At 68.4% G+C, this 18,962-nt stretch carries 15 protein-coding genes and 2 pseudogenes; 15 read left to right on the forward strand and 2 right to left on the reverse strand.

What is annotated here, in order from left to right; genetic code table 11:
- The first annotated feature begins 36 nt into the window (after positions 1-36).
- The 3 genes from ACN28I_RS05915 to ACN28I_RS05925 are packed head-to-tail and all read left to right on the forward strand — an operon-like array spanning position 37 to position 3,590.
- Positions 37-1,122, forward strand: coding sequence for a HEAT repeat domain-containing protein (locus ACN28I_RS05915; protein WP_420941147.1), 1,086 nt, complete (start codon positions 37-39; stop codon positions 1,120-1,122).
- Between the two features lie 17 nt (positions 1,123-1,139).
- Positions 1,140-2,273: a dipeptidase gene (locus tag ACN28I_RS05920; RefSeq protein ID WP_420941148.1), complete on the forward strand. Its 1,134-nt coding sequence runs from the start codon at positions 1,140-1,142 to the stop codon at positions 2,271-2,273.
- Positions 2,274-2,333: 60 nt separating this feature from the next.
- On the forward strand, positions 2,334-3,590 hold the full coding sequence (locus ACN28I_RS05925) for a hypothetical protein (RefSeq protein ID WP_420941149.1): 1,257 nt from the start codon (positions 2,334-2,336) through the stop codon (positions 3,588-3,590).
- Positions 3,591-3,729: 139 nt separating this feature from the next.
- On the opposite strand, the gene ACN28I_RS05930 is transcribed toward ACN28I_RS05925, so the two are convergent.
- Positions 3,730-4,077: a YtxH domain-containing protein gene (locus ACN28I_RS05930; protein ID WP_420941150.1), complete on the reverse strand. Its 348-nt coding sequence runs from the start codon at positions 4,075-4,077 to the stop codon at positions 3,730-3,732.
- A 244-nt stretch (positions 4,078-4,321) separates the two neighbouring features.
- Between ACN28I_RS05930 and ACN28I_RS05935 the strand changes: the two genes are divergently transcribed.
- From ACN28I_RS05935 to ACN28I_RS05985, 11 genes and pseudogenes are all read left to right on the forward strand, one after another.
- Entirely contained in the window at positions 4,322-5,851 is a 1,530-nt protein-coding gene (locus tag ACN28I_RS05935; protein ID WP_420941151.1) for an acyl-CoA carboxylase subunit beta, read from the forward strand.
- A 35-nt stretch (positions 5,852-5,886) separates the two neighbouring features.
- Positions 5,887-7,032, forward strand: a complete 1,146-nt coding sequence (locus tag ACN28I_RS05940; RefSeq protein WP_420941152.1) for an acyl-CoA dehydrogenase family protein — start codon at positions 5,887-5,889, stop codon at positions 7,030-7,032.
- A 139-nt stretch (positions 7,033-7,171) separates the two neighbouring features.
- Positions 7,172-7,987, forward strand: a complete 816-nt coding sequence (rnc, locus tag ACN28I_RS05945; RefSeq protein ID WP_420941153.1) for a ribonuclease III — start codon at positions 7,172-7,174, stop codon at positions 7,985-7,987.
- A 77-nt stretch (positions 7,988-8,064) separates the two neighbouring features.
- Complete coding sequence (locus ACN28I_RS05950; protein WP_420941154.1) at positions 8,065-8,625, forward strand: peptidylprolyl isomerase; 561 nt, start codon at positions 8,065-8,067, stop codon at positions 8,623-8,625.
- A gap of 143 nt (positions 8,626-8,768) precedes the next feature.
- Positions 8,769-9,713, forward strand: coding sequence for a GTPase Era (gene era, locus ACN28I_RS05955; RefSeq protein WP_420941155.1), 945 nt, complete (start codon positions 8,769-8,771; stop codon positions 9,711-9,713).
- Between the two features lie 11 nt (positions 9,714-9,724).
- Positions 9,725-11,189, forward strand: a pseudogene (gene der, locus ACN28I_RS05960) (ribosome biogenesis GTPase Der).
- A gap of 79 nt (positions 11,190-11,268) precedes the next feature.
- The gene (locus tag ACN28I_RS05965) at positions 11,269-12,075 is read left to right on the forward strand and encodes a tetratricopeptide repeat protein (RefSeq protein WP_420941156.1); all 807 of its coding nucleotides are present in this window, start codon (positions 11,269-11,271) and stop codon (positions 12,073-12,075) included.
- A gap of 40 nt (positions 12,076-12,115) precedes the next feature.
- Positions 12,116-13,246 carry a PQQ-binding-like beta-propeller repeat protein gene (locus ACN28I_RS05970; RefSeq protein ID WP_420941157.1) on the forward strand — a complete coding sequence of 377 codons (1,131 nt, stop codon included), beginning with the start codon at positions 12,116-12,118 and terminating at the stop codon, positions 13,244-13,246.
- Between the two features lie 29 nt (positions 13,247-13,275).
- Positions 13,276-13,674 carry a (deoxy)nucleoside triphosphate pyrophosphohydrolase gene (locus ACN28I_RS05975; RefSeq protein WP_420941158.1) on the forward strand — a complete coding sequence of 133 codons (399 nt, stop codon included), beginning with the start codon at positions 13,276-13,278 and terminating at the stop codon, positions 13,672-13,674.
- Positions 13,674-14,558 (forward strand): ribonuclease H-like domain-containing protein, encoded by an 885-nt coding sequence (locus ACN28I_RS05980; RefSeq protein ID WP_420941159.1) that lies wholly within the window; start codon positions 13,674-13,676, stop codon positions 14,556-14,558. The genes ACN28I_RS05975 and ACN28I_RS05980 overlap by 1 nt, the downstream gene beginning before the upstream one ends.
- Positions 14,559-14,698: 140 nt before the next feature.
- Positions 14,699-15,817: a serine/threonine-protein kinase gene (locus ACN28I_RS05985; protein WP_420941160.1), complete on the forward strand. Its 1,119-nt coding sequence runs from the start codon at positions 14,699-14,701 to the stop codon at positions 15,815-15,817.
- Position 15,818: 1 nt separating this feature from the next.
- On the opposite strand, the gene ACN28I_RS05990 is transcribed toward ACN28I_RS05985, so the two are convergent.
- Entirely contained in the window at positions 15,819-16,370 is a 552-nt protein-coding gene (locus ACN28I_RS05990; protein WP_420941161.1) for a hypothetical protein, read from the reverse strand.
- Between the two features lie 444 nt (positions 16,371-16,814).
- On the opposite strand from ACN28I_RS05990, the pseudogene ACN28I_RS05995 reads away from it, so the two are divergent.
- Positions 16,815-18,897 (forward strand): annotated as a pseudogene (locus tag ACN28I_RS05995) (S46 family peptidase).
- The last annotated feature ends 65 nt before the right edge of the window (positions 18,898-18,962 follow it).

Genomic DNA, 18,962 nt, shown 5'->3' on the forward strand with positions numbered 1-18,962 from the left:
CGGCCTGTGCCTGCTTCCAGGCACCGGGGGGAATCCATGAAACGCTTCGTCGTCAGTCTCGCCCTGCTCGCCGGCTGCACCACCACCACGCAACAGGCCGCGCCGCCCGTGAAGGCCGAGGCACCACAGCCGCCTGAGCCCATCTACGTGTTCCAGGGGGTGGAGGTCTTCGGCTCGCGCAAGGTGCCCAAGGAGAAGCTGCTGGCGCTCATCACGCTGCCGGCTCCGGGCACGCGGCTCGACGCGAAGAATGAGCAGCAGCAGAAGGAGTTCGTCGCGAACCTCGTGGAGAGCAAGAAGCGGCTCACGGAGACCGGGGCCTTCGCGTTCATCCGGATGACGGTGGGGCAGAGCCAGAATCGCACGATGGGTGTGACGGTGGACCTGGTCGACGTGGGGGACGAATGGCGCATGCCCTTCAACCCCGAGCCCACGGGGGAGGTGGCCGATCCGGAGGGACTGCTCGCGGCCTGGTCGGACTATCTGAAGACGTTCTGGAAGCTGCGGAACCAGGGGGCGGTGCCGGAGTGGGGCATGGGCACCTGCCGGGCGCCCATGGGGTGCTACGGAGGCTTCGATCACCCCGAGCTCGCGCCCCTGGAGCAGCGCTTCCTCGACGGAGTGCCGCGCAACGCCGACGCGCTGGTGCGAGTGCTGCGCGAGGACAAGGACAGCGGCAAGCGCATGCACGCGCTCATGCTCCTGACGTACCTGTCCTCGCCCGAGCAGTTGGTGGAGGCGCTGCTCCCGTCGGTGAGGGATCCGGACCAGGGCGTGCGCAACGAGGCGCTGCGGCGGCTCGGGTCGGCGCAGGAGAAGTCGAAGAAGCCCGGCCTCGTCCCGATCGAGCCGGTGCTCGAGGCGCTCTGGTACCCGCTGGCGACGGATCGCAACAAGGCGGGCTGGACGCTGGTGCACATCATGGAGGCCGAGGGCACCGTCCACCGGCAGCAGATCCTCGACAAGGCGGGCGAGGTGCTGGTGGAGATGGCGGGCATGCGGTCGGACCTCGACCACGCGCCCGCGCGCAAGGTGCTCGCGCAGTTGGCGGGGCAGGACTTCGGCGATGACGGAGCGGCCTGGCGCCGCTGGTTCGAGCAGGCGCGGGGTCCACGGCCTTGAGTAAGCTGCGCTCCATCATGACTCCGTCCTCCATCGCAGCCCGTCCCTCCCGCCGCGGTGTCCTCCAGGGCCTCGCGGCGCTGCTCTCCACCACGGCGGTACCCGCGTGGGCCGCCGCCCCGGCCGCGAAGGTGGCGGACGTGTACCGGCGGGCCGTGGTCATCGACGGGCTCACCAACGACAGCCCCATGCTGAATCCGGACGAGGCCATCGAGGCGGGGATGACCGCGGCCATCGTCGACATGCAGATGTACCCGCGCAATTTCCAGAGCGCGCTCCAGACGATCGCGGAGTGGCAGCCGGTGTTCCGCCGGCCCGGAAGCAAGCTGCTCCCGGTGTTGCGTGCCGCGGACCTGCAGCGCGCCAAGGCCGAGCGCAAGCTGGGCATCGTGCTGGCCTGCCAGGACGCGCAGATCCTCGACGCGGCCATGTACTCGGTGAACGACCAGAACCTGGAGAACCTGGAGCTGTTCCACGCCCAGGGCCTGCGGGTGCTGCAACTCGCCCACAACGAGCGCAACGCCCTGGGGGACTCCTACCGCGAGCCGGGCAACGCGGGGTTGAGCCTCCTGGGCCAGCGCGTGGTGGAGCGGATGAACGAGCTGGGGATGCTCGTGGACCTGTCGCACTGTGGAGATCGCACCACCGCCGAGGCCATCGAGCGCTCGAAGAAGCCCTGCGCCATCACGCACGCGGGCTGCCGCGCGGTGTACGCCAGCGGGCGCAACAAGCCGGACGAGTTGATGAAGGCCCTGGCGGACAAGGGCGGCGTGTTCGGCGTCTTCAACATGTCGGTGTGGCTGACGGACAAGCCCACGGTGGGGCTCGACGAGCTGCTGGCGCACGTGGACCACGCGGTGAAGGTGGCCGGGGTGGAGCACGTGGGATTCGGCAGCGATGGGAACGTGCTGCGCACCGGCGGGAGGGATCCGCAGCGGGACATCGAGGGCTTCAAGCGCTTCGTCGAGCGCAACAAGGGCCTGCCCGGCTCGGAGCAACTGCCCCAGCACCTGCACGTGGCCGAGTTGAAGGGGCCGGACCGGCTGTTGCGGCTCGCCGAGGGACTGGAGCGCCGGGGGTACAAGCCGGCCGACATCGAGAAGATCCTCGGCGGCAACTTCGTGCGGTTGTTGCGCGACACGCTGGGCTGAGAGGGGAGGGGGCAGCCATCCTTTGTGTGGAGGGCGCATCTCTGCCAGCGTGGGGATTCGATGCGGCGCTCCCGCCTGCTCCAGGCCCTGATCCTCTCGTTGGCCCTGCACCTGGGCCTGGGGCTCGTGCTGTACCTGGCGCCGCCGAAGCGCGCTCCCTCCCTCCAGAACGCCCGTCAGGAGCCGATCCAGTTCGAGGTGGTCGAGCGCACGCCGCCCCCGCGCGTGGAGCCGCCCCCGCCCGAGCCACCAGCCGTGGAGCCGCCCCGGGCGCCGCGTGGCACGCCGAGGCCTCCACGCGCCGCACCGCCTCCCGCTCCGCCGCCTCCGAGCGCCACGGCCGCCGCGCCGCCTCCGGCCGCCACGCCTCCCGCGGTGACGGAGCCCGAGGTGCCGGATGTGCCGCGCCAGGTGCGGCTGTTCCCGGGACCCGGAGGCATCGCCGTGGGCCCGTCCATAGGAGCCACCCCGGGAGCCCCCACCGGACACACGTGGAGGCCGGGGGATGGGCCCTCCCAAGAGCAGCTCCGCGCCCAGGAGGGGGCGCGGGTCCAGGGCCGCGTCCAGGGCTTCCTCGACGACGGCATGGCGAGCCTGCGCGTACAGAATGGCCTCGTCGACACGTACTTCGGCGAGATGGACAAGGCGCTGGAGAAGGGGCTCACCGGCGCGCCGCTTTTCGCGTACGAGGGCGTGTTCAAGCACTTCTTCAAGGCCACCCCGGGGCGCATCCAGGGCTTTCGCGAGCTGGCCCGGAGCGCCGGGAGCTATGGCGCTACGGGCAGCCCGGACGCAGTGGGCGAGCCCTCGGGGACGGATCGGCTGGAGGACGTGGCGCGCTCGGGGACGGCGGGAGCGCGCGCCCGCTCGAGACCCTCGGCCGTGGACATGTTCGAGACGTACAACAAGGCCAACGGCGCGCTGCACGCGACGCTCGAGCTGGAGCAGTCGCGCACGGGTCAGGTGCTGGGGGTGAAGCTGATCGACAGCTCCGGCAATCCCCTCTTCGACGCGTACGTCATCGAGCGTGTCCCCAAGTCGCTGGAGGCGCTCGGGCCCGCGACGGAGCACTTCGCCCTGAGATCCAAGGGGAACGTGCGCAGCGTCTGGAGCATCGACGGGAACGTGAGCTTCTCGCGCACCCTCCGGTTCTCGAAGCTCGGCGAGCTCAACGCGGAGGACGCGGCCTACTTCTCGGCGCTGATGCCGCTGGGGCTCCTGTCGGGCAACTTCGAGGAGACGCGGGGCGAGGTGATCGTCCCGGACTTCCGCCGGCCGCACTTCGACATCCGGACCCAACTCCTGCGCGTGTACTGAAAACCCCGGGAGTTTCAGGAGCTTGAATGAACAAAGGCCCCTGGAAGCGCACGATGCGGCGCCTCCGGAGCCTCTATCCCCACGCAGGGGAGCACAACCTCGCGCTCCCCTCTGTCCCTGCTGGACAACCAGGCAACCACTAGGCGCTGGCGGTCTTCTCCTGGCCCACGTTGATGCCCTGCTTGCCGAGGTAGCCCATGGCCTTGTCCTTCACATCGGTGCGCAGCTCGGTGCCCGTCTTGGGCGCGAGCATGAGCGCGGCGATGCCACCGACAGCGCAGCCGATGACGAACGCACCGATACCGGCGAACGAGCTGCGGGCGGGCTTGTAGGTGGTGAGACCCACGTAGCGCAGCACGTCATCGGCGTCGAAGTCATCCCACTGGTTCTTGGCGAACTTGGGCAGGTCGTTCATGACCTTCCGGGCGATCAGCTTCCGGTAGATATCGCTCTTCACCGCCCACTTGGCCTTCTTCGCGAACAACATTCCGTCCTCCTCCTTGGCCACAGCCAATCCGAGAGGTGGTCACCCCCACGGCACCCACCCCTGCGAGCCGTGAAAGTAGGGAGGGCGAGCGAGGGGGGAACCCCCTGGGCAACGTCCTGGCGGCCAGGGAGGGGGTAGGCGTCGGCTGGCGGTCAGAGTGGGGCCATGACGCGCCGTGCCCAAGCTGGGGAGTGAACGGAGAGGGCAGCCAGGCGAGCACCTTTCTGCTATGCCCCCCGGCGCCATGTCATTCGATCAGAAACTGCTCGAGAAGATCGCCCAGGTCGAGAAGGGCGGAGCCGAGAAGTACCACGCGAAGAACCGGGAGACGGGGAAGCTGTTCGCCCGTGAGCGCATCCGGCTGCTGGTGGACGAGGGCACGTTCGTCGAGGACGCCAAGCTCGCCAACAACCTGGACGCGGAGCTGCCCTCGGACGGCGTGATCATCGGGGTGGGGAAGGTGGCGGGGCGCCCGGTGGCGATCATGGCCAACGACTCCACGGTGAAGGCGGGGAGCTGGGGGGCGCGGACGGTGGAGAAGATCCTCCGCATCCAGGAGACGGCCAAGGGGCTGAAGTGCCCGCTGCTGTACCTGGTGGACTCGGCGGGAGCGCGCATCACCGACCAGGTGGAGATGTTCCCGGGCCGGCGGGGCGCGGGCCGCATCTTCTACAACGAGGTGCACATGTCCGGCGAGGTGCCGCAGGTGTGCCTGCTCTTCGGGCCCTCGGCGGCGGGCGGCGCGTACATCCCGGCCTTCTGCGACATCGTCATCATGGTGGACGGCAACGCCTCCATGTACCTGGGCAGCCCGCGCATGGCCGAGATGGTCATTGGCGAGAAGGTGACGCTCGAGGAGATGGGCGGCGCGAAGATGCACTGCTCGGTGTCCGGCGTGGGCGACGTGCTGGTGAAGACGGAGCAGGAGGCGATTGAAGCGGCCAAGAAGTACATCTCCTACTTCCCGGAGAACTTCACCCAGGCCCCGCCCCGGGCCGAGCCCAAGGCGCCCAAGGCCAGTGGCAAGCGGGTGGATGAGATCATCCCCGCGGACCAGAACAAGCCCTTCGACATGCACGCGCTCATCGCCGAGCTGATCGACGAGGGGAGCTGGTTCGAGGTGAAGAAGCTCTTCGCCCAGGAGCTGATCACCGGCCTGGCGCGCATCGACGGCCGGCCGGTGGGAATCGTGGCCAACCAGCCCAAGTACAAGGGCGGCGTGCTCTTCGTGGACTCGGCGGACAAGGCGGCGCGCTTCATCTGGCTGTGCGACGCCTTCAACATTCCGCTGCTGTACCTGGCGGACGTGCCGGGCTTCATGATCGGCACGAAGGTGGAGCGCGCGGGCATCATCCGGGCGGGCGCGAAGATGATCTCCGCGGTGTCCGAGGCCAGCGTGCCGAGGATCTGCGTGGTGGTGCGCAAGGCGTACGGCGCGGGCCTGTACGCCATGAGCGGGCCGGGCTTCGCACCGGACGCCACCCTGGCGCTGCCCCAGGCGATGATCGCCGTGATGGGCCCCGAGGCGGCGGTGAACGCCGTCTACTTCAACAAGATCCAGGAGAAGCCCGAGGCCGAGCGGGCCGCCTACGTCCAGCAGCTCCGGGACGATTACCGTCAGGATGTGGACATCTACAAGCTGGCGAGCGAGCTGGTGGTGGACGAGATCGTCCCCGGGGACCGGCTGCGCAACGAGTTGCTCCAGCGTTATGAGTTGTATTCCCGGCGCTTCCAGCCCCGGGACACGAAGAAGCACGGCGTCTACCCGGTTTGACGGTCCCCCCTCCACCCTCTGCTATACATCCCGACATGGACTTCGAACTTCCCGAAAGCCATCGAGCCCTCCAGTCCTCCCTTCGTGACTTCTGCGAGCGCAGGGTCAAGCCCTACGCGCGCGAGTGGGACAAGGACGAGAAGTTCCCGATGGAGGTGGTGAAGGAGCTGGGCGAGCTGGGCGTGTTGGGCATGCTGGTGACCGAGGAGTACGGCGGCGCCGCCATGGACTCGCTCGCGGTGGCGGTGGCGGTCGAGGAGATCGCCCGCTACGACGGCTCGCTGGCCCTCACGGTGGCCTCGCACAACGGACTGGGTACCAGCCACCTGCGCGTGTTCGGCAACGAGGCGCAGCGGCGCAAGTACCTGCCCAAGCTGGCCTCCGGCGAGTACCTCGGCGCCTGGGGCCTGACGGAGCCGGGAAGCGGCTCGGACTCCGCGGGCATGAAGACCACGGCCGTGCGCAAGGGTGACAACTGGGTGCTCAACGGCTCCAAGATGTTCATCACCCAGGGCACGGTGGGCAGTGTCTTCGTGGTGCTGGCCGTCACCACGCCGGCGAAGAAGCAGAAGGGCATCACCGCCTTCATCCTCGAGAAGGGGATGCCGGGCTTCAGCCAGCGCCCCATCCACGGCAAGCTGGGCATGCGCTCCTCGGACACGGCGGAGCTGGTGCTGGAGAACGTGGAGGTTCCGGACTCGCATCGGCTGGGCGAGGTGGACCACGGCTTCATCGACACGATGAAGATCCTCGACAAGGGCCGCATCACCATCGGCGCGTTGGCGGTGGGCCTGGCCCGGGGCGCGCTGGAGGAGTCGGTGCGTTACGCCCGGGAGCGCACGGCGTTTGGCCAGCCCATCTCCGAGTTCCAGGGACTGCGCTGGATGTTCGCGGACATGAAGACGGAGACGGACGCGGCGAGGCTGCTGGTGCACCGGGCGGCGTACCTGGCCGATGCGGGCCAGCCGTACAGCCAGGAGGCCTCCATGGCCAAGCTGTTCGCCTCCGAGGTGGCCACGCGGGCCTGCAACAAGGCGGTGCAGATCCACGGCGGCTACGGCTACACCCGCGAGTTCCCCGTGGAGCGCTACCTGCGCGATGCCAAGCTGTGTGAGATCGGCGAGGGCACGAGCGAGATCCAGCGCTCCATCATCGCCCGCGAGGTCTTCAAGAAGGCGTAGGAACCCGGCCCGGCCGGTGGGAGACGGGACGAGGGGTGGGCCAGGAAGGCGCCCCCTTGTCCTGTTGCCGTGGGTGCTGCTCGAAGGGGAGGGGAGACCCTACCGTTTCGCAGCGGAAGGTTTCGAACTGGATGAGGACGTGGCGACCCTGCAACCCGCTGAGCGAGTGAAGGCCCTGGAGGATCGGCTGGGGACGGCGTTTTCCCGTCCCGAGCTGGGGCTCACCGCGCTGACACACAAGAGTTGGATCAACGAGCACCGGGGCGAGGGCTTCCAGGACAACGAGCGGCTGGAGTTCCTCGGGGACGCGGTGCTCAACCTGGCGGTGGGCCACCGGCTGATGGAGCGTTTCCCCCAGATGAAGGAGGGGGAGCTCACGCCGCTGCGCGCCCGCATCGTCAACGAGGAGGGCCTCTCGCGCATCGCCCGGCGGCTGGGGCTGGGCGAGCTGCTGCAGTTGGGGCGGGGCGAGGAGCTGAGCGGCGGCCGGGAGAAGAGCTCGCTGCTGGCCAACGCGCTGGAGGCGGTATTCGCCGCCGTGTACCTGGGCTCGGGGCTGGAGCCGGTGATGGGGCTGGTGGACCGGCACTTCGCGGAGGCGCTGGAGGGGGTGGCGCAGGCGCTCAGCCGCCAGGACTACAAGACGAAGCTGCAGGAGGCGGCGCAGGATCGGCTCAAGCTGACGCCCCGCTACCAGATCGTCTCCGAGGTGGGCCCGGACCACGAGAAGATCTTCGAGGTGGAGGTGATGCTGGGCTCGGACGTGTACGCGCGCGCCACGGGCCGCAGCAAGAAGGACGCCGAGCAGACGGCCGCCCACGGGGCCCTGGTGCTGTTGGACCGGGGGGAGAAGCCGGGGCAGGGGGCCGCCGGGACGGCGAATCCAGGGACTCCGGGGGCTTCCGAGCAGGCGCCGGCACCCGTTCCGGGTCCGAAGGACGACACCCCGGCCTGAAACTGCTTGGCCGCCCAGGGGGCGGAGCATAAGGTCCCGCGCCCATCCGCTAGTGGGTTTCAATCTGGGAGGCAGCCATGGGAATGCTGGATGAGGTGCGTGCGGGCAATGATCTCTACGCCACCTTCGACACCACCGAGGGTCAGATTGTCGTGAAGCTCTTCTCGAAGGCCGCGCCGGAGACGGTGGAGAACTTCGTGGGGCTGGCGACGGGCGAGAAGGAGTGGGTGCACCCGGGGACGCGTGAGCGCATGACGGGCAAGCCCTACTTCGACGGGACGATCTTCCACCGCTGCATCCCCAACTTCATGGTCCAGGGTGGGGATCCGCTCGGCCAGGGCGTGGGCGGGCCGGGCTACAACATCAAGGACGAGTTCAACAACGGCCACCTCTTCGACAAGAAGGGCAAGCTGGCCATGGCCAACACGGGCCGCCCGAACACCGGTGGCAGCCAGTTCTTCATCACGGTGGCGCCGACCACGTGGCTGAACAACAAGCACACCATCTTCGGCGAGGTCGTGAAGGGCCAGGACGTGGCCGACCGCGTCGCCAACGAGATTCCCAAGGGCCCGAACGATCGGCCGCGGACGGACGTGCGCATCACCAGGCTGACCATCACCACCTCCGCGCCCGCCTAGGCGCCCCAGCCGCCCTGGAGGCGGTTGCCCGCCGGGTTGGTTCATTTCACGGCGGGTCAGATGTTCCATGTCGTTCCGAGTAGTTCTTGGGGTGCCCCCTCCAGAGGGGGTTCCCTGATCACCTTCGACCTTCGAAGCTTTAGATGCCTCCTCAGACACACCGCAGCGGGTTCGCCGCGCTCATTGGCCGTCCGAACGTGGGCAAGAGCACGCTGCTCAATCAACTGACAGGCGAGAAGCTCGCCATCGTTTCTCCCAAGCCGCAGACCACCCGGAATCGGATTCTGGGGGTGGTGACGCGGCCGGAGGGGCAGGTGGCCTTTCTCGACACGCCCGGCATCCATCAGGCCAAGGGCGAGCTCAACCGTTTCATGGTGGACGTGGCCCTGCAGGCCGTGGACGACGTGGACCTGGTCCTCTTCGTCGTCGAGCCCGGGGGAATCGCGGAGAAACCCGAGGTGAGCCCGGGCAACCGGTTCATCCTCGAGCGGCTGCAGAAGGCGGGCAAGCCCACCTTCCTGGTCATCAACAAGATCGACACCGTGCTCAAGCCGGTGCTGCTGCCGCTCATCGAACTGTACCGAAAGGAGTTCCCCTTCGCCGAGGTGGTGCCCATCTCCGCGAAGGATGACGACGGTGTGGAAAACCTCTTCCAGGCGGTGCTCCAGCACATGCCCGAGGGCGATCCACTCTTTCCCGAGGATGTGCTGACGGACCAGGCGGAGAAGACGCTGGTGGCCGAGTACATCCGTGAGCAGGTGCTGCGTCACTGCCGGCAGGAGATTCCGTACTCCACGGCGGTGCTGGTGGACTTCTTCGACGAGTCCGAGCGCGAGCCACCGCCAGGAACGCCCCCCGGCAAGCTGGCGGGCCTCATCCGGATTGCCGCCTCCATCTACGTGGAGCGTGACAGCCAGAAGGCCATCATCATCGGGAAGCAGGGGCAGATGCTGAAGACGATCGGGACGGACGCGCGCAAGGCCATCCAGCGGTTGCTGGGGGCGCACGTGTACCTCTCGCTACGGGTCCGGGTGGAGCCTCGCTGGAGCGAGCGTCCCGACGGCCTCAAGAAGCTGGGTTACGAGTAGGAAGTACGCGCATGAAGCCTCTGGTCGCTATCGTGGGTCGCCCCAACGTGGGCAAGTCCACGCTCTTCAATCGCCTCGCCAGGCGTCGCATCGCCCTGGTGGAGGACCAACCCGGAGTCACCCGCGACCGGCATTACTGGGACGTGGAGCACGACGGCCGGGACATCACCATCATCGACACGGGCGGATTCGTGCCCGGGGAGAAGGACTCCCTGCTGCAGCAGGTGCGCGAGCAGGCGCAGCTGGCGGTGGAGGAGTGTGATGCCATCATCTTCGTGACGGACGCCCGGGTGGGCCTGACCTCGGCGGACCAGGATGTGGCCACCTACCTGCGCCAGAGTGGCAAGCCGGTGGTGGTGGCCGCCAACAAGCTGGACACCGAATCGGGCACCATGCAGTCGCTGGCCGGCGAGTTCTTCAAGCTGGGACTGGGGGAGGTGTTCCCCATCTCGGCCGAGCACGGCCTGGGTGTGGGCTCCATGATGGAGACGGTGATGGGCAAGCTGCCCCCGCCGTCACCGGAGGAACTCGAGGCCCGCGAGCAGGCCGCCAGGGCCGAGGAAGCCGCGGAGGCAGGGGAGGAGGGCGCGGAAGGTGAGGAGGCGCCCACCGAGGAGGGGACCGAGGAGCGTCCCATCCGGGTGGCCATCATCGGCCGGCCCAACGTGGGCAAGAGCACCCTGGTCAACGCGCTGCTGAAGGAGAAGCGGGTGGTGGCCAGCGAGGTGCCGGGCACCACGCGGGATCCGATCGACTCGGAGCTGACGTACAAGGACCGCAAGGTCATCCTCACGGACACCGCGGGCATCCGGCGCAAGAAGACGATCGCGCACCGGGTGGAGAAGTTCTCGGTGGTGGCGGCGCTGAAGTCCCTGGAGCGCAGCGACGTGGCGGTGTTGTTGATGGACGCCACGGAGCCGGCGGTGGATCAGGACGCGAAGCTGGCCGGCATCGCCGAGGAGAAGGGCCGCGCGCTGGTCATCGTGGTGAACAAGTGGGATCTGATCAGCACGGACAAGCGCAAGCAGGAAGCTCTTCCGCGAGGATCTCAAGCACGCGCTGAAGTTCGTGCATTATGCGCCCATCGTGTTCACCTCGGCGCTGACGGGCTCCAAGGTGGAGAAGGTGCTGGAGCTGGCGGTGGAGCTGGCGGTCCAGTTCCGCTACCGGGCGCCCACGCCGCAGCTCAACCGGCTGCTGGAGCACATGTCGGACAACCACCCGGCGCCCATCGTGGGACGCGGGCCGCTCCGGTTGTACTACATGGCCCAGGTGGGGACGGCTCCTCCCACGTTCGCCATCACCTGCAACCGTCCGGACGGTGTACCGGACATGTACAAGCGGTACATCACCAACCAGCTCCGCGGGACGTTTGATCTCCGGGTTCCCATCCGGTTGCTGTTCCGGGATCGCCCGGGCCAGGCCAAGCGCGCGGCGCGCAAGCGTCCCAAGTTGGCCGGGAAGTCGAAGCATTGAGGGCTGTCCGCGTTGACACTGCGGGTGCGCGCTCCGTAGATTGCGCGCCCTTCGACCCTGTACAGAGGTGCGACCCACCGTGGCTGAGAAGTCCGAGAAGATGACGAAGCAGGAGCTCAGCGCTCCCGATGCCTTCCAGCTGTACGGCGCCGAGGCGAGTGACTGGCTGATGAAGCGCAGCCAGATCATCAGCACCGTGGCGGCCGTGCTCGTCGTGGGCGGTATGATCGCCGCGCTGGTGCAGTACTTCTCCAACCGCAGCGAGGAGGCCGCGGCCAAGCAGCTCGGCCAGACGCTGGAGACGCTGGAGCGTCCGGTGGTGGAGGGCGTGGCGCTGCAGCCGGCCGCGGGGGAGCTGCCTCCCTTCAAGTCCGAGCAGGAGCGGGACGAGACGACCGTGACGGAACTCACGAAGTTCCGGGCGGAGCACAAGGGCACGGACGCCGCGCTGACGGCGGCGCTGCCGCTGGGCAAGGCGCAGTACCGTCTGGGCAGGCACGACGAGGCCGTGGCCACCTTCGGGGAGTACACGAAGGAGGCCCCGAAGGGCTCTCCGCTGCTGACCTCGGCCTACGAGGGCCTGGGCTATGCGCACGAGGCCAAGGGGCAGCTCGACCAGGCGCTCGAGGCCTTCAAGCAGATGGGGCAGGCCGAGGCCGGCGAGTTCATGGTGGGCATGGGGCAGTACCACCAGGCGCGCATCCTCGTGGCCCAGGGCAAGAAGGACGAGGCGGCGCAGCTTCTGGCGGACCTGAAGGCCTCCCAGGCGAACGCGGCCGCGGGGCGGCTGGCCACCGAGCGGCTGGCGGTGCTGGGGGCTCAGGGCGTGAAGATCCCCGAGCCGAAGACGGTGCCCGCGGCCACCCTGACGCCGGACGCGGGGTGATCGCCTGATTATGCGCACCGCGAGCGGGTGGAAGCGTTGGGTGGGTGGGCTCGCGGCGGCGGGTCTGCTCGGTGGCTGCACCACGGTCCCGGTGTACGGCAACCCCGTCACCACCGCACCGGTGCAGCCTCCCCGCCACTTCTTCACTGTGGACTGGTGGAGGCAACTCGTCAGCCCCACGCTGCTCGAGTACGCCCCGCGTGAGCACGCGCAGCCGGCGTATGACGCGAAGAACGAGCGCGTCCTCACGCTCACCCGGGATGGCCTGGTCCGGAGCTTCGACCCGGAGGGGACGGAGGTCTGGCGTTACACGGTGGGCAACCGCTTCTACGCGGGTGCGACGGTGGACGACGGCATCGCCTACGTGCCGGGCACCGACGGCGTGCTGCACGCGCTGGACGCGAAGACGGGCACGCTCAAGTGGAAGTACGGCGCGGGCGAGCCGCTGGCGACGGCGCCGGTGGTCGCGGGCGACCTGGTGCTGGTGGCCTCGCAGAGCGACACCCTGTTCGCGGTGAAGCGGGCCACGGGCGAGCTGGCGTGGCTGTACCGGAGGGATCCTCCCGCGGGCTTCACCATCCACCGGGCGTCCACGCCGGTGGTGCGTGGGCAGACGGCCTGGGTGGGCTTCTCCGACGGCACGCTGGTGTCGCTGGACCTGGCGGACGGTGGCGTGCGCTGGGAGAAGGCGCTGGCGCCGGCCGGGGTCACGCAGTTCGTGGACGTGGACACCACGCCGGTGCTGGACGAGGCCGGCCATGTGTACGCGGCCTCGTACGCGGGCGGCCTGTACTCACTCGACGCCGAGACGGGCGACGTGGTGTGGAACTCGGTGTCCCAGGGCATCACCTCGCTGCTGATGCACGGCAACGTGCTGGTGGCCGTGGGGGATGACCGCCTGGATGCCTACCTGGGCGACAGCGGAAAGCTCCTCTGGTCGCAAACCCTCCAGGAACGGGCCGGGCTGGAGCCGGTGTTGGTCAAGGGGATGCTCCTGGTACCTGCACAGCGCTCGTTGCTCTTCGTGGACCCGCGCACGGGCGAGTCGCGCCTGGCGTGGAACCCGGGAGAGGGAATCTCGGCGCCTCCGCGAGTGGTGGGCGGCAAGCTGTACGTGCTGTCCAACAACGGCTACCTGTACTCCCTCCGGTTGGATGGGAGGAGCGGTTGACGCAGGGGGCCGCGAAGAGGACGGTCCGTGTGGTGGCCGCCCTGATTCCCCAGCCTGGGGATGAGTCGCGGTTCCTGGTGCAGCAGCGGCTGCCGGGCGGGAGCCGGGGGCTCCTCTGGGAGTTTCCGGGCGGCAAGGTGGAGCCCGGAGAGTCCGAGCCGGAGGCGCTGGCTCGGGAGTGCCGGGAGGAGCTGGATGTGCAGCTCCAAGTGGGGAGGCGGCTATGGGCGGGGAGACACGAGTATTCGGACCTGACGGTGGAGCTGGTGCTGTACGCGGCCCGGCTGACGTCGGGGGAGCCGAAGACGTTGGGAGCCAACGCCCTGGCCTTCCTGACGCCGGCACAGATGCAGGCGCTGCCGTTCTGCGAGGCGGACATTCCGCCCCTGGAGGACCTGGTAGCGGGCAGGCTGGGACCGCTGGGCTGATGCTGAAACGCACGTTCCAGCTCATTCCGGGGGTGGGTCCCTGGAAGGAGAAGGACTTGTGGGCCCGGGGCATCCACACCTGGGACGACTTTCCGGGGAACGGATCGGTGCTCGGCCAGAAGTTGGACGAGGGAGCCCGCCGGAGGCTGGCGCTGGCGCGAGAGGCCCTGGAGCGGCGCGACCTGAAGGGCCTGGCCGCCATGGTGCCGCCGCGGGAGCACTGGCGGCTGTACCCCGAGTTCGCGCGCGACGCGGTCTACTTCGACATCGAGACGGACGGAAAGCAGGAGCAGGCGCCCACGGTGGTCGCGCTGTTCGATGACGCGGGCCTGCGCGTCTTCATCCAGGGCCGCAACATGGACGAGCTGCCGGAGGCCATGGCGGAGCGGCGGCTGTGGGTGACGTTCAACGGCTCGTGCTTCGACGTGCCGGTGCTGCGCGAGTACTTCGGCAAGCGCTTCCCGACGCCGGACGCGCACATTGATTTGCGCTTCGTGTGCCGGCGGCTGGGGATGGGTGGCGGGCTGAAGGAGATCGAGGACAAGCTGGGGCTGGGGCGGCCGCCGCACATGAAGGGCGTGAACGGGTGGGACGCGGTGCTGCTGTGGCGCGCGTACCTGGCGCGCGGAGACGTGGAGGCCCTGCGCTTCCTGGTCGAGTACAACCTCTATGACTCGTTCCAGCTCCGGAGCCTGATGGACAAGGCGTACAACCGGGCCCTGGACGACTTGAATCTGGACGCCGAGCCGCGGGTGCCGGTGTTCGAGCGGGGCGAGGTCCTCTACGACGTGAGCCGGCTCATCATGGAGCTGGGGCCCACGGAGAGGGATCTGCGGGTGCTCGAGCGGGTGCGCGCCCAGGATCGGGATCTGCACCAGGACTGACGCCCCTCGGACCCGAGGGGAGAGGTCGGGTGGCCGTGTCAGCCCGGGCTGGTAGGGTGGCTGACGCTGGAGGTTCGGCGTCTGGGCCCTACCTCCGGTATTTCACTGGCGCGGCGTTGGCGTCGCGAAGGAGAGCCCGAGTGTCCATCGACAGGCCCGAGTCCTCGAACCACCCCCGGCTGCTGTTCTCCGTGGATGGGACCCGTTACGAGCTCGTCCGCAAGCTGGGACGGCGCAGCAATGGCGAGTTGATGCTCGCCCGGCGCCGTTATGCGAAGGGGCCCGCGGGCTCCGTGATCATCAAGCGGCTGTCGCGGCCGGTCAGTGAGAAGCAGAAGCAGCGGTTGAAGGAAGAGGTCCAGCTCGCGTACCGGCTGGATCATCCGGGCATCGCCAAGGTGTACCAGTTGGTGCTGCACGGGGGCCTGCCGTACGTGGTGATGGAGTACGTGGAGGGCCGTTCGCTGGAGACGGTATTGAGCGTCACGGCCATGCGGCAGCGGCCCATGTCCGAGGCCTTCGTGTGCCACGTGGCATCCGAGGTCGCGGACGCGCTTCACCATGCCCATACGCGGACGGACGAGCACGGGCGGCCCCTGGGGATCATCCACCGGGACGTCAACCCGGAGAACATCCGGGTGGGCAGCAACGGCGAGGTGAAGCTGGTGGACTTCGGCGTGGCGTACTCGTTGCTCCCCGGGCGCGAGGCCACCACGGCCAACGTGCTGCGCGGGGACATCGCCTATGCGTCTCCGGAGCGCATGCGCCTGGAGAAGGTGGATCACCGCTCGGATCTGTTCTCGCTGGGGCTGGTGATGCTGGAGCTGCTCACGGGCAAGCACCTGTTCGATTTGGAAGACGTGGAGCAGGCGGCGCAGGCGTCCGGGCCGGTGTCCGCCGCGCTGGCCGAGGCGCACTGCGAGGAGCCCAGCTGGGTGCCCATCGCGCAGATGGCGGCGCGCATCCAGCGGTTCGGACCGGAGGACGTGGAGCGGGCCACGCAGGGGCTTTCCGAGCCCCTGCGGGCCGTGGTGCACCGGGCGCTGCGGCGGGAGCCGGCCGAGCGCTACCAGTCCGGCCTGGAGCTGCGGGATGCGCTCCGGGAGTTCCTCGTGGTCCAGGGGCGCTCGTACGGGCGGCCGGAGGCGGCGCGGGAGGTGCTCGTGGCCGTGAAGGAGGCCGAGTTGCTGCGCGAGTCCGCGGACGTCCTGGAGCCGGAGGTATTCCCGGACACGGCGCCGCGGCGCAACGAGCACTGAGTCAGCGCCGGCGCTGTTTTTTCGGGGGGGGCTGCGGCTTTTCCTTTTCGCCGGAGACCTGGAAGGGAATCCGCATGTCGGGGACCTCGCGGCCCTGGGAATCCGTCATCGACGTGCCGGTCTGCGCGTCGATGACCAGGGTGTATTTGTGGCCGCTCTTGAGGGGCGTGGGCAGGGAGATCCGGTACAGCAGCCCGTTGGGGGATTCCTCGGCGGAGTCGTCCGAGATCATGGCGCGATCGGCCTCGTCGAACAGCCGGACGCGGTAGTTGCGGAGCGCCAGCGTGCTGCGCAGCTCGAGCGTCGAGGTGGGATCGATGACCGGACGGCCTTCTTCTTCGCCCACGAGGGGAATGGCCTCTACGCCGGCATCCGGGAGCGTGGACTGGAGCGAGAACGACGCGGGGCCCGGACCCGCGTCGGCTTCAGCGGCCGTGTCGGATTCACCGGCGGCGGTGACGCCCGCGTCATCGGTAGGAGCGGAGGGCTTGGGGCATCCGGCCACGGCGAGCGCGGCCGCGCAGACGGCGAAGCTCAAACGGAGGAGTCGCATAGGGCTCGCAGACCCTATGTCTCAACGCCCGGACCGAGAAGTGCGAAAGCCAGGCTCCGGCTGCTGGGCAACGCCGTTCCGGGGGAGCGGAGGGGTATTCCCAGGGGGCTGGGAGACGGGCCCGGGGACGGCCGGCGCCACCCCGTTTCCCTCTGACATTGGGTCTGATAAGATGCGTTATGTAAACTAAGCCCACGGGCTTCCCAGGGGGTCCTCCAGCCCAGGCCCCACGGCTGTGGCCGCATGCCTTCCCCGTCCCCCCAGGCCTGGTTCCGATCGCGACGAGCCGCGTCAATCGACGTGCTCCCCCGCAATTCGGAAATCAAAGTTCCGCTCATGGGTTGCTGGGCCCGGGAATTTTCTCCCCGCTTGACCGGGACCGGCTGTTCCCAGGACAACCCCGCCCGCATCTCTTCCGGCTTCCCGGAAAGGAACTTCAACTCCATGAAGCGTCTTCTCATCGTGGCATCGCTCCTCGGCGCCGCTCCCGCGCTCGCCGACGAGGGCATGTGGACGTACAACAACTTCCCTGCCTCCAAGGTCAAGGAGAAGTACGGCTTCGAGCCCAACCAGCAGTGGCTCGACAAGGTCCGTCTGGCCTCGGCCAAGTTCGGCGGCGGCTGCTCGTCCAGCTTCGTCTCCCCGGACGGCCTGGTGATGACGAACCACCACTGCGCCCGTGGCTGCATCCAGCAGCTCTCCACCGCCGAGAAGGACCTCATCGCCAACGGCTTCTACGCGAAGACCCAGGCCGAGGAGGCTCCAGTGCCCGGCCCTCGAGGTCAGCCAGCTCGTCGAGATCACCGACGTCACCGCCCAGCTCAACACCGCCACCCAGGGCCTCACCGGCAAGGCGTACGCCGATACCCTCAAGGCCGAGATGTCCAAGCTGGAGAAGGCCTGCACCGCCGGCGCCACGGACGTGCGCTGTGACGTGGTGACGCTCTACCAGGGCGGCAAGTACAACCTCTACAAGTACCAGCGCTTCCAGGACGTGCGGCTGGTGTTCGCCCCCGAGCACGCCATCGCCTTCTTCGGCGGCGATCCGGACAACTTCGAGTTCCCCCGGTACGACCTGGACGTCACCTTCGTGCGCGCCTACGGCAAGGACGGCAAGCCCGCGAAGAGCCCCAACTACTTCAAGTGGTCCGACAAGGGCGCCAAGGAAGGCGATCTCACCTTCGTCTCCGGCCACCCCGGAAGGACCTCGCGCGGCCTGACGGTGGCGCAGCTCGAGTACCTGCGCGACACCGGCCTGCCCAAGCAGCTCTTCAAGTTGTCGGAGATCCGCGGCCTGGTCTCCGAGTTCCAGAACCGCGGCCCCGAGCAGAAGCGCATCTCCACCAATCTGCTCTTCGGCGTGGAGAACGGCCTCAAGTCCATCAAGGGCAAGCACGAGCAGCTCGTCGACAAGGCCTTCTTCGCCCAGAAGGTCGCCGCCGAGCAGGAGCTGCGCGCCAAGGTCGACGCGGATCCGAAGATGAAGGCGAAGTACGGCGCCGCCTGGGACGAGATCGCCCGCGCCCAGAACACCTACCGCAACATCCGCAAGGACTACGAGAACATCGAGGGCGGCTTCAGCTCGCAGCTCTTCCAGGTGGCCCGCACCCTGGTGCGCGCCGCCGACGAGCGCGCCAAGCCGGACACCGAGCGGCTGCGCGGCTTCAACGAGGCCAACCTGCGCTCGCTCGAGATGCAGGTGATGAGCAAGGCGCCCGTGTACCCCGAGCTGGAGATCGCCCAGCTCACGTTCTCGTTCACGAAGATCCGTGAGGAGCTGGGCCCGGATCACCCGTTCGTGAAGAAGGTGCTCGGCAAGGAGTCCCCCGCGTCGCTGGCCGCCCGCCTCATCAAGGGCTCGCAGCTGACCGACCTCGCGGTCCGCGAGCAGCTCTACAAGGGCGGCAAGCAGGCCATCGAGGCTTCCAAGGATCCGATGATCCAACTGGCGGCCCTGGTGGACCCGGACGGCCGCGCCATCCGCAAGACGTACGAGGAGCAGGTCGAGGCCGTCACCCGCAAGAACAGCGAGCTGGTGGCCCAGGCGAAGTTCGAGGTCTACGGCACCGGCATCTACCCGGATGCCACGGGCACGCTGCGCCTGTCCTTCGGCTCCGTGAAGGGCTACACCGAGGACGGCAAGAAGGTGAACCCCATCACCGTCATGAGCGGCACCTTCGACCGCCACACCGGTGAGGAGCCGTTCGCGCTGCCCCAGTCCTGGCTCGCCTCGCAGAAGCAGCTTCCGGCCAACACCCCGATGAACTTCGTCACCACCAACGACATCATCGGCGGCAACTCGGGCTCGCCCGTCATCAACAAGAACGCGGAGGTCGTCGGCCTGGTGTTCGACGGCAACATCCAGTCGCTCGGCGGTGACTACGGCTTCGACGAGAGCGTCAACCGCACCGTCGCCGTCCACAGCGAGGCCATCATCGAGGCGCTCAAGACGGTCTACAAGGCCGAGCGCGTCCTCAAGGAGCTGCGCCCCGGCAAGCCCACCGTGAAGGCCAGCCCCGGCAGGTAGTCCGGCCCGCGCTCCGCTGAAATCCCGCTGAAAGACGAAGGGGCTGCCCGGGTGGATCCGGGCAG

The sequence above is a fragment of the Archangium gephyra genome (genome assembly GCF_049060025.1).
GTDB classification, from domain to species: domain Bacteria; phylum Myxococcota; class Myxococcia; order Myxococcales; family Myxococcaceae; genus Archangium; species Archangium gephyra_A.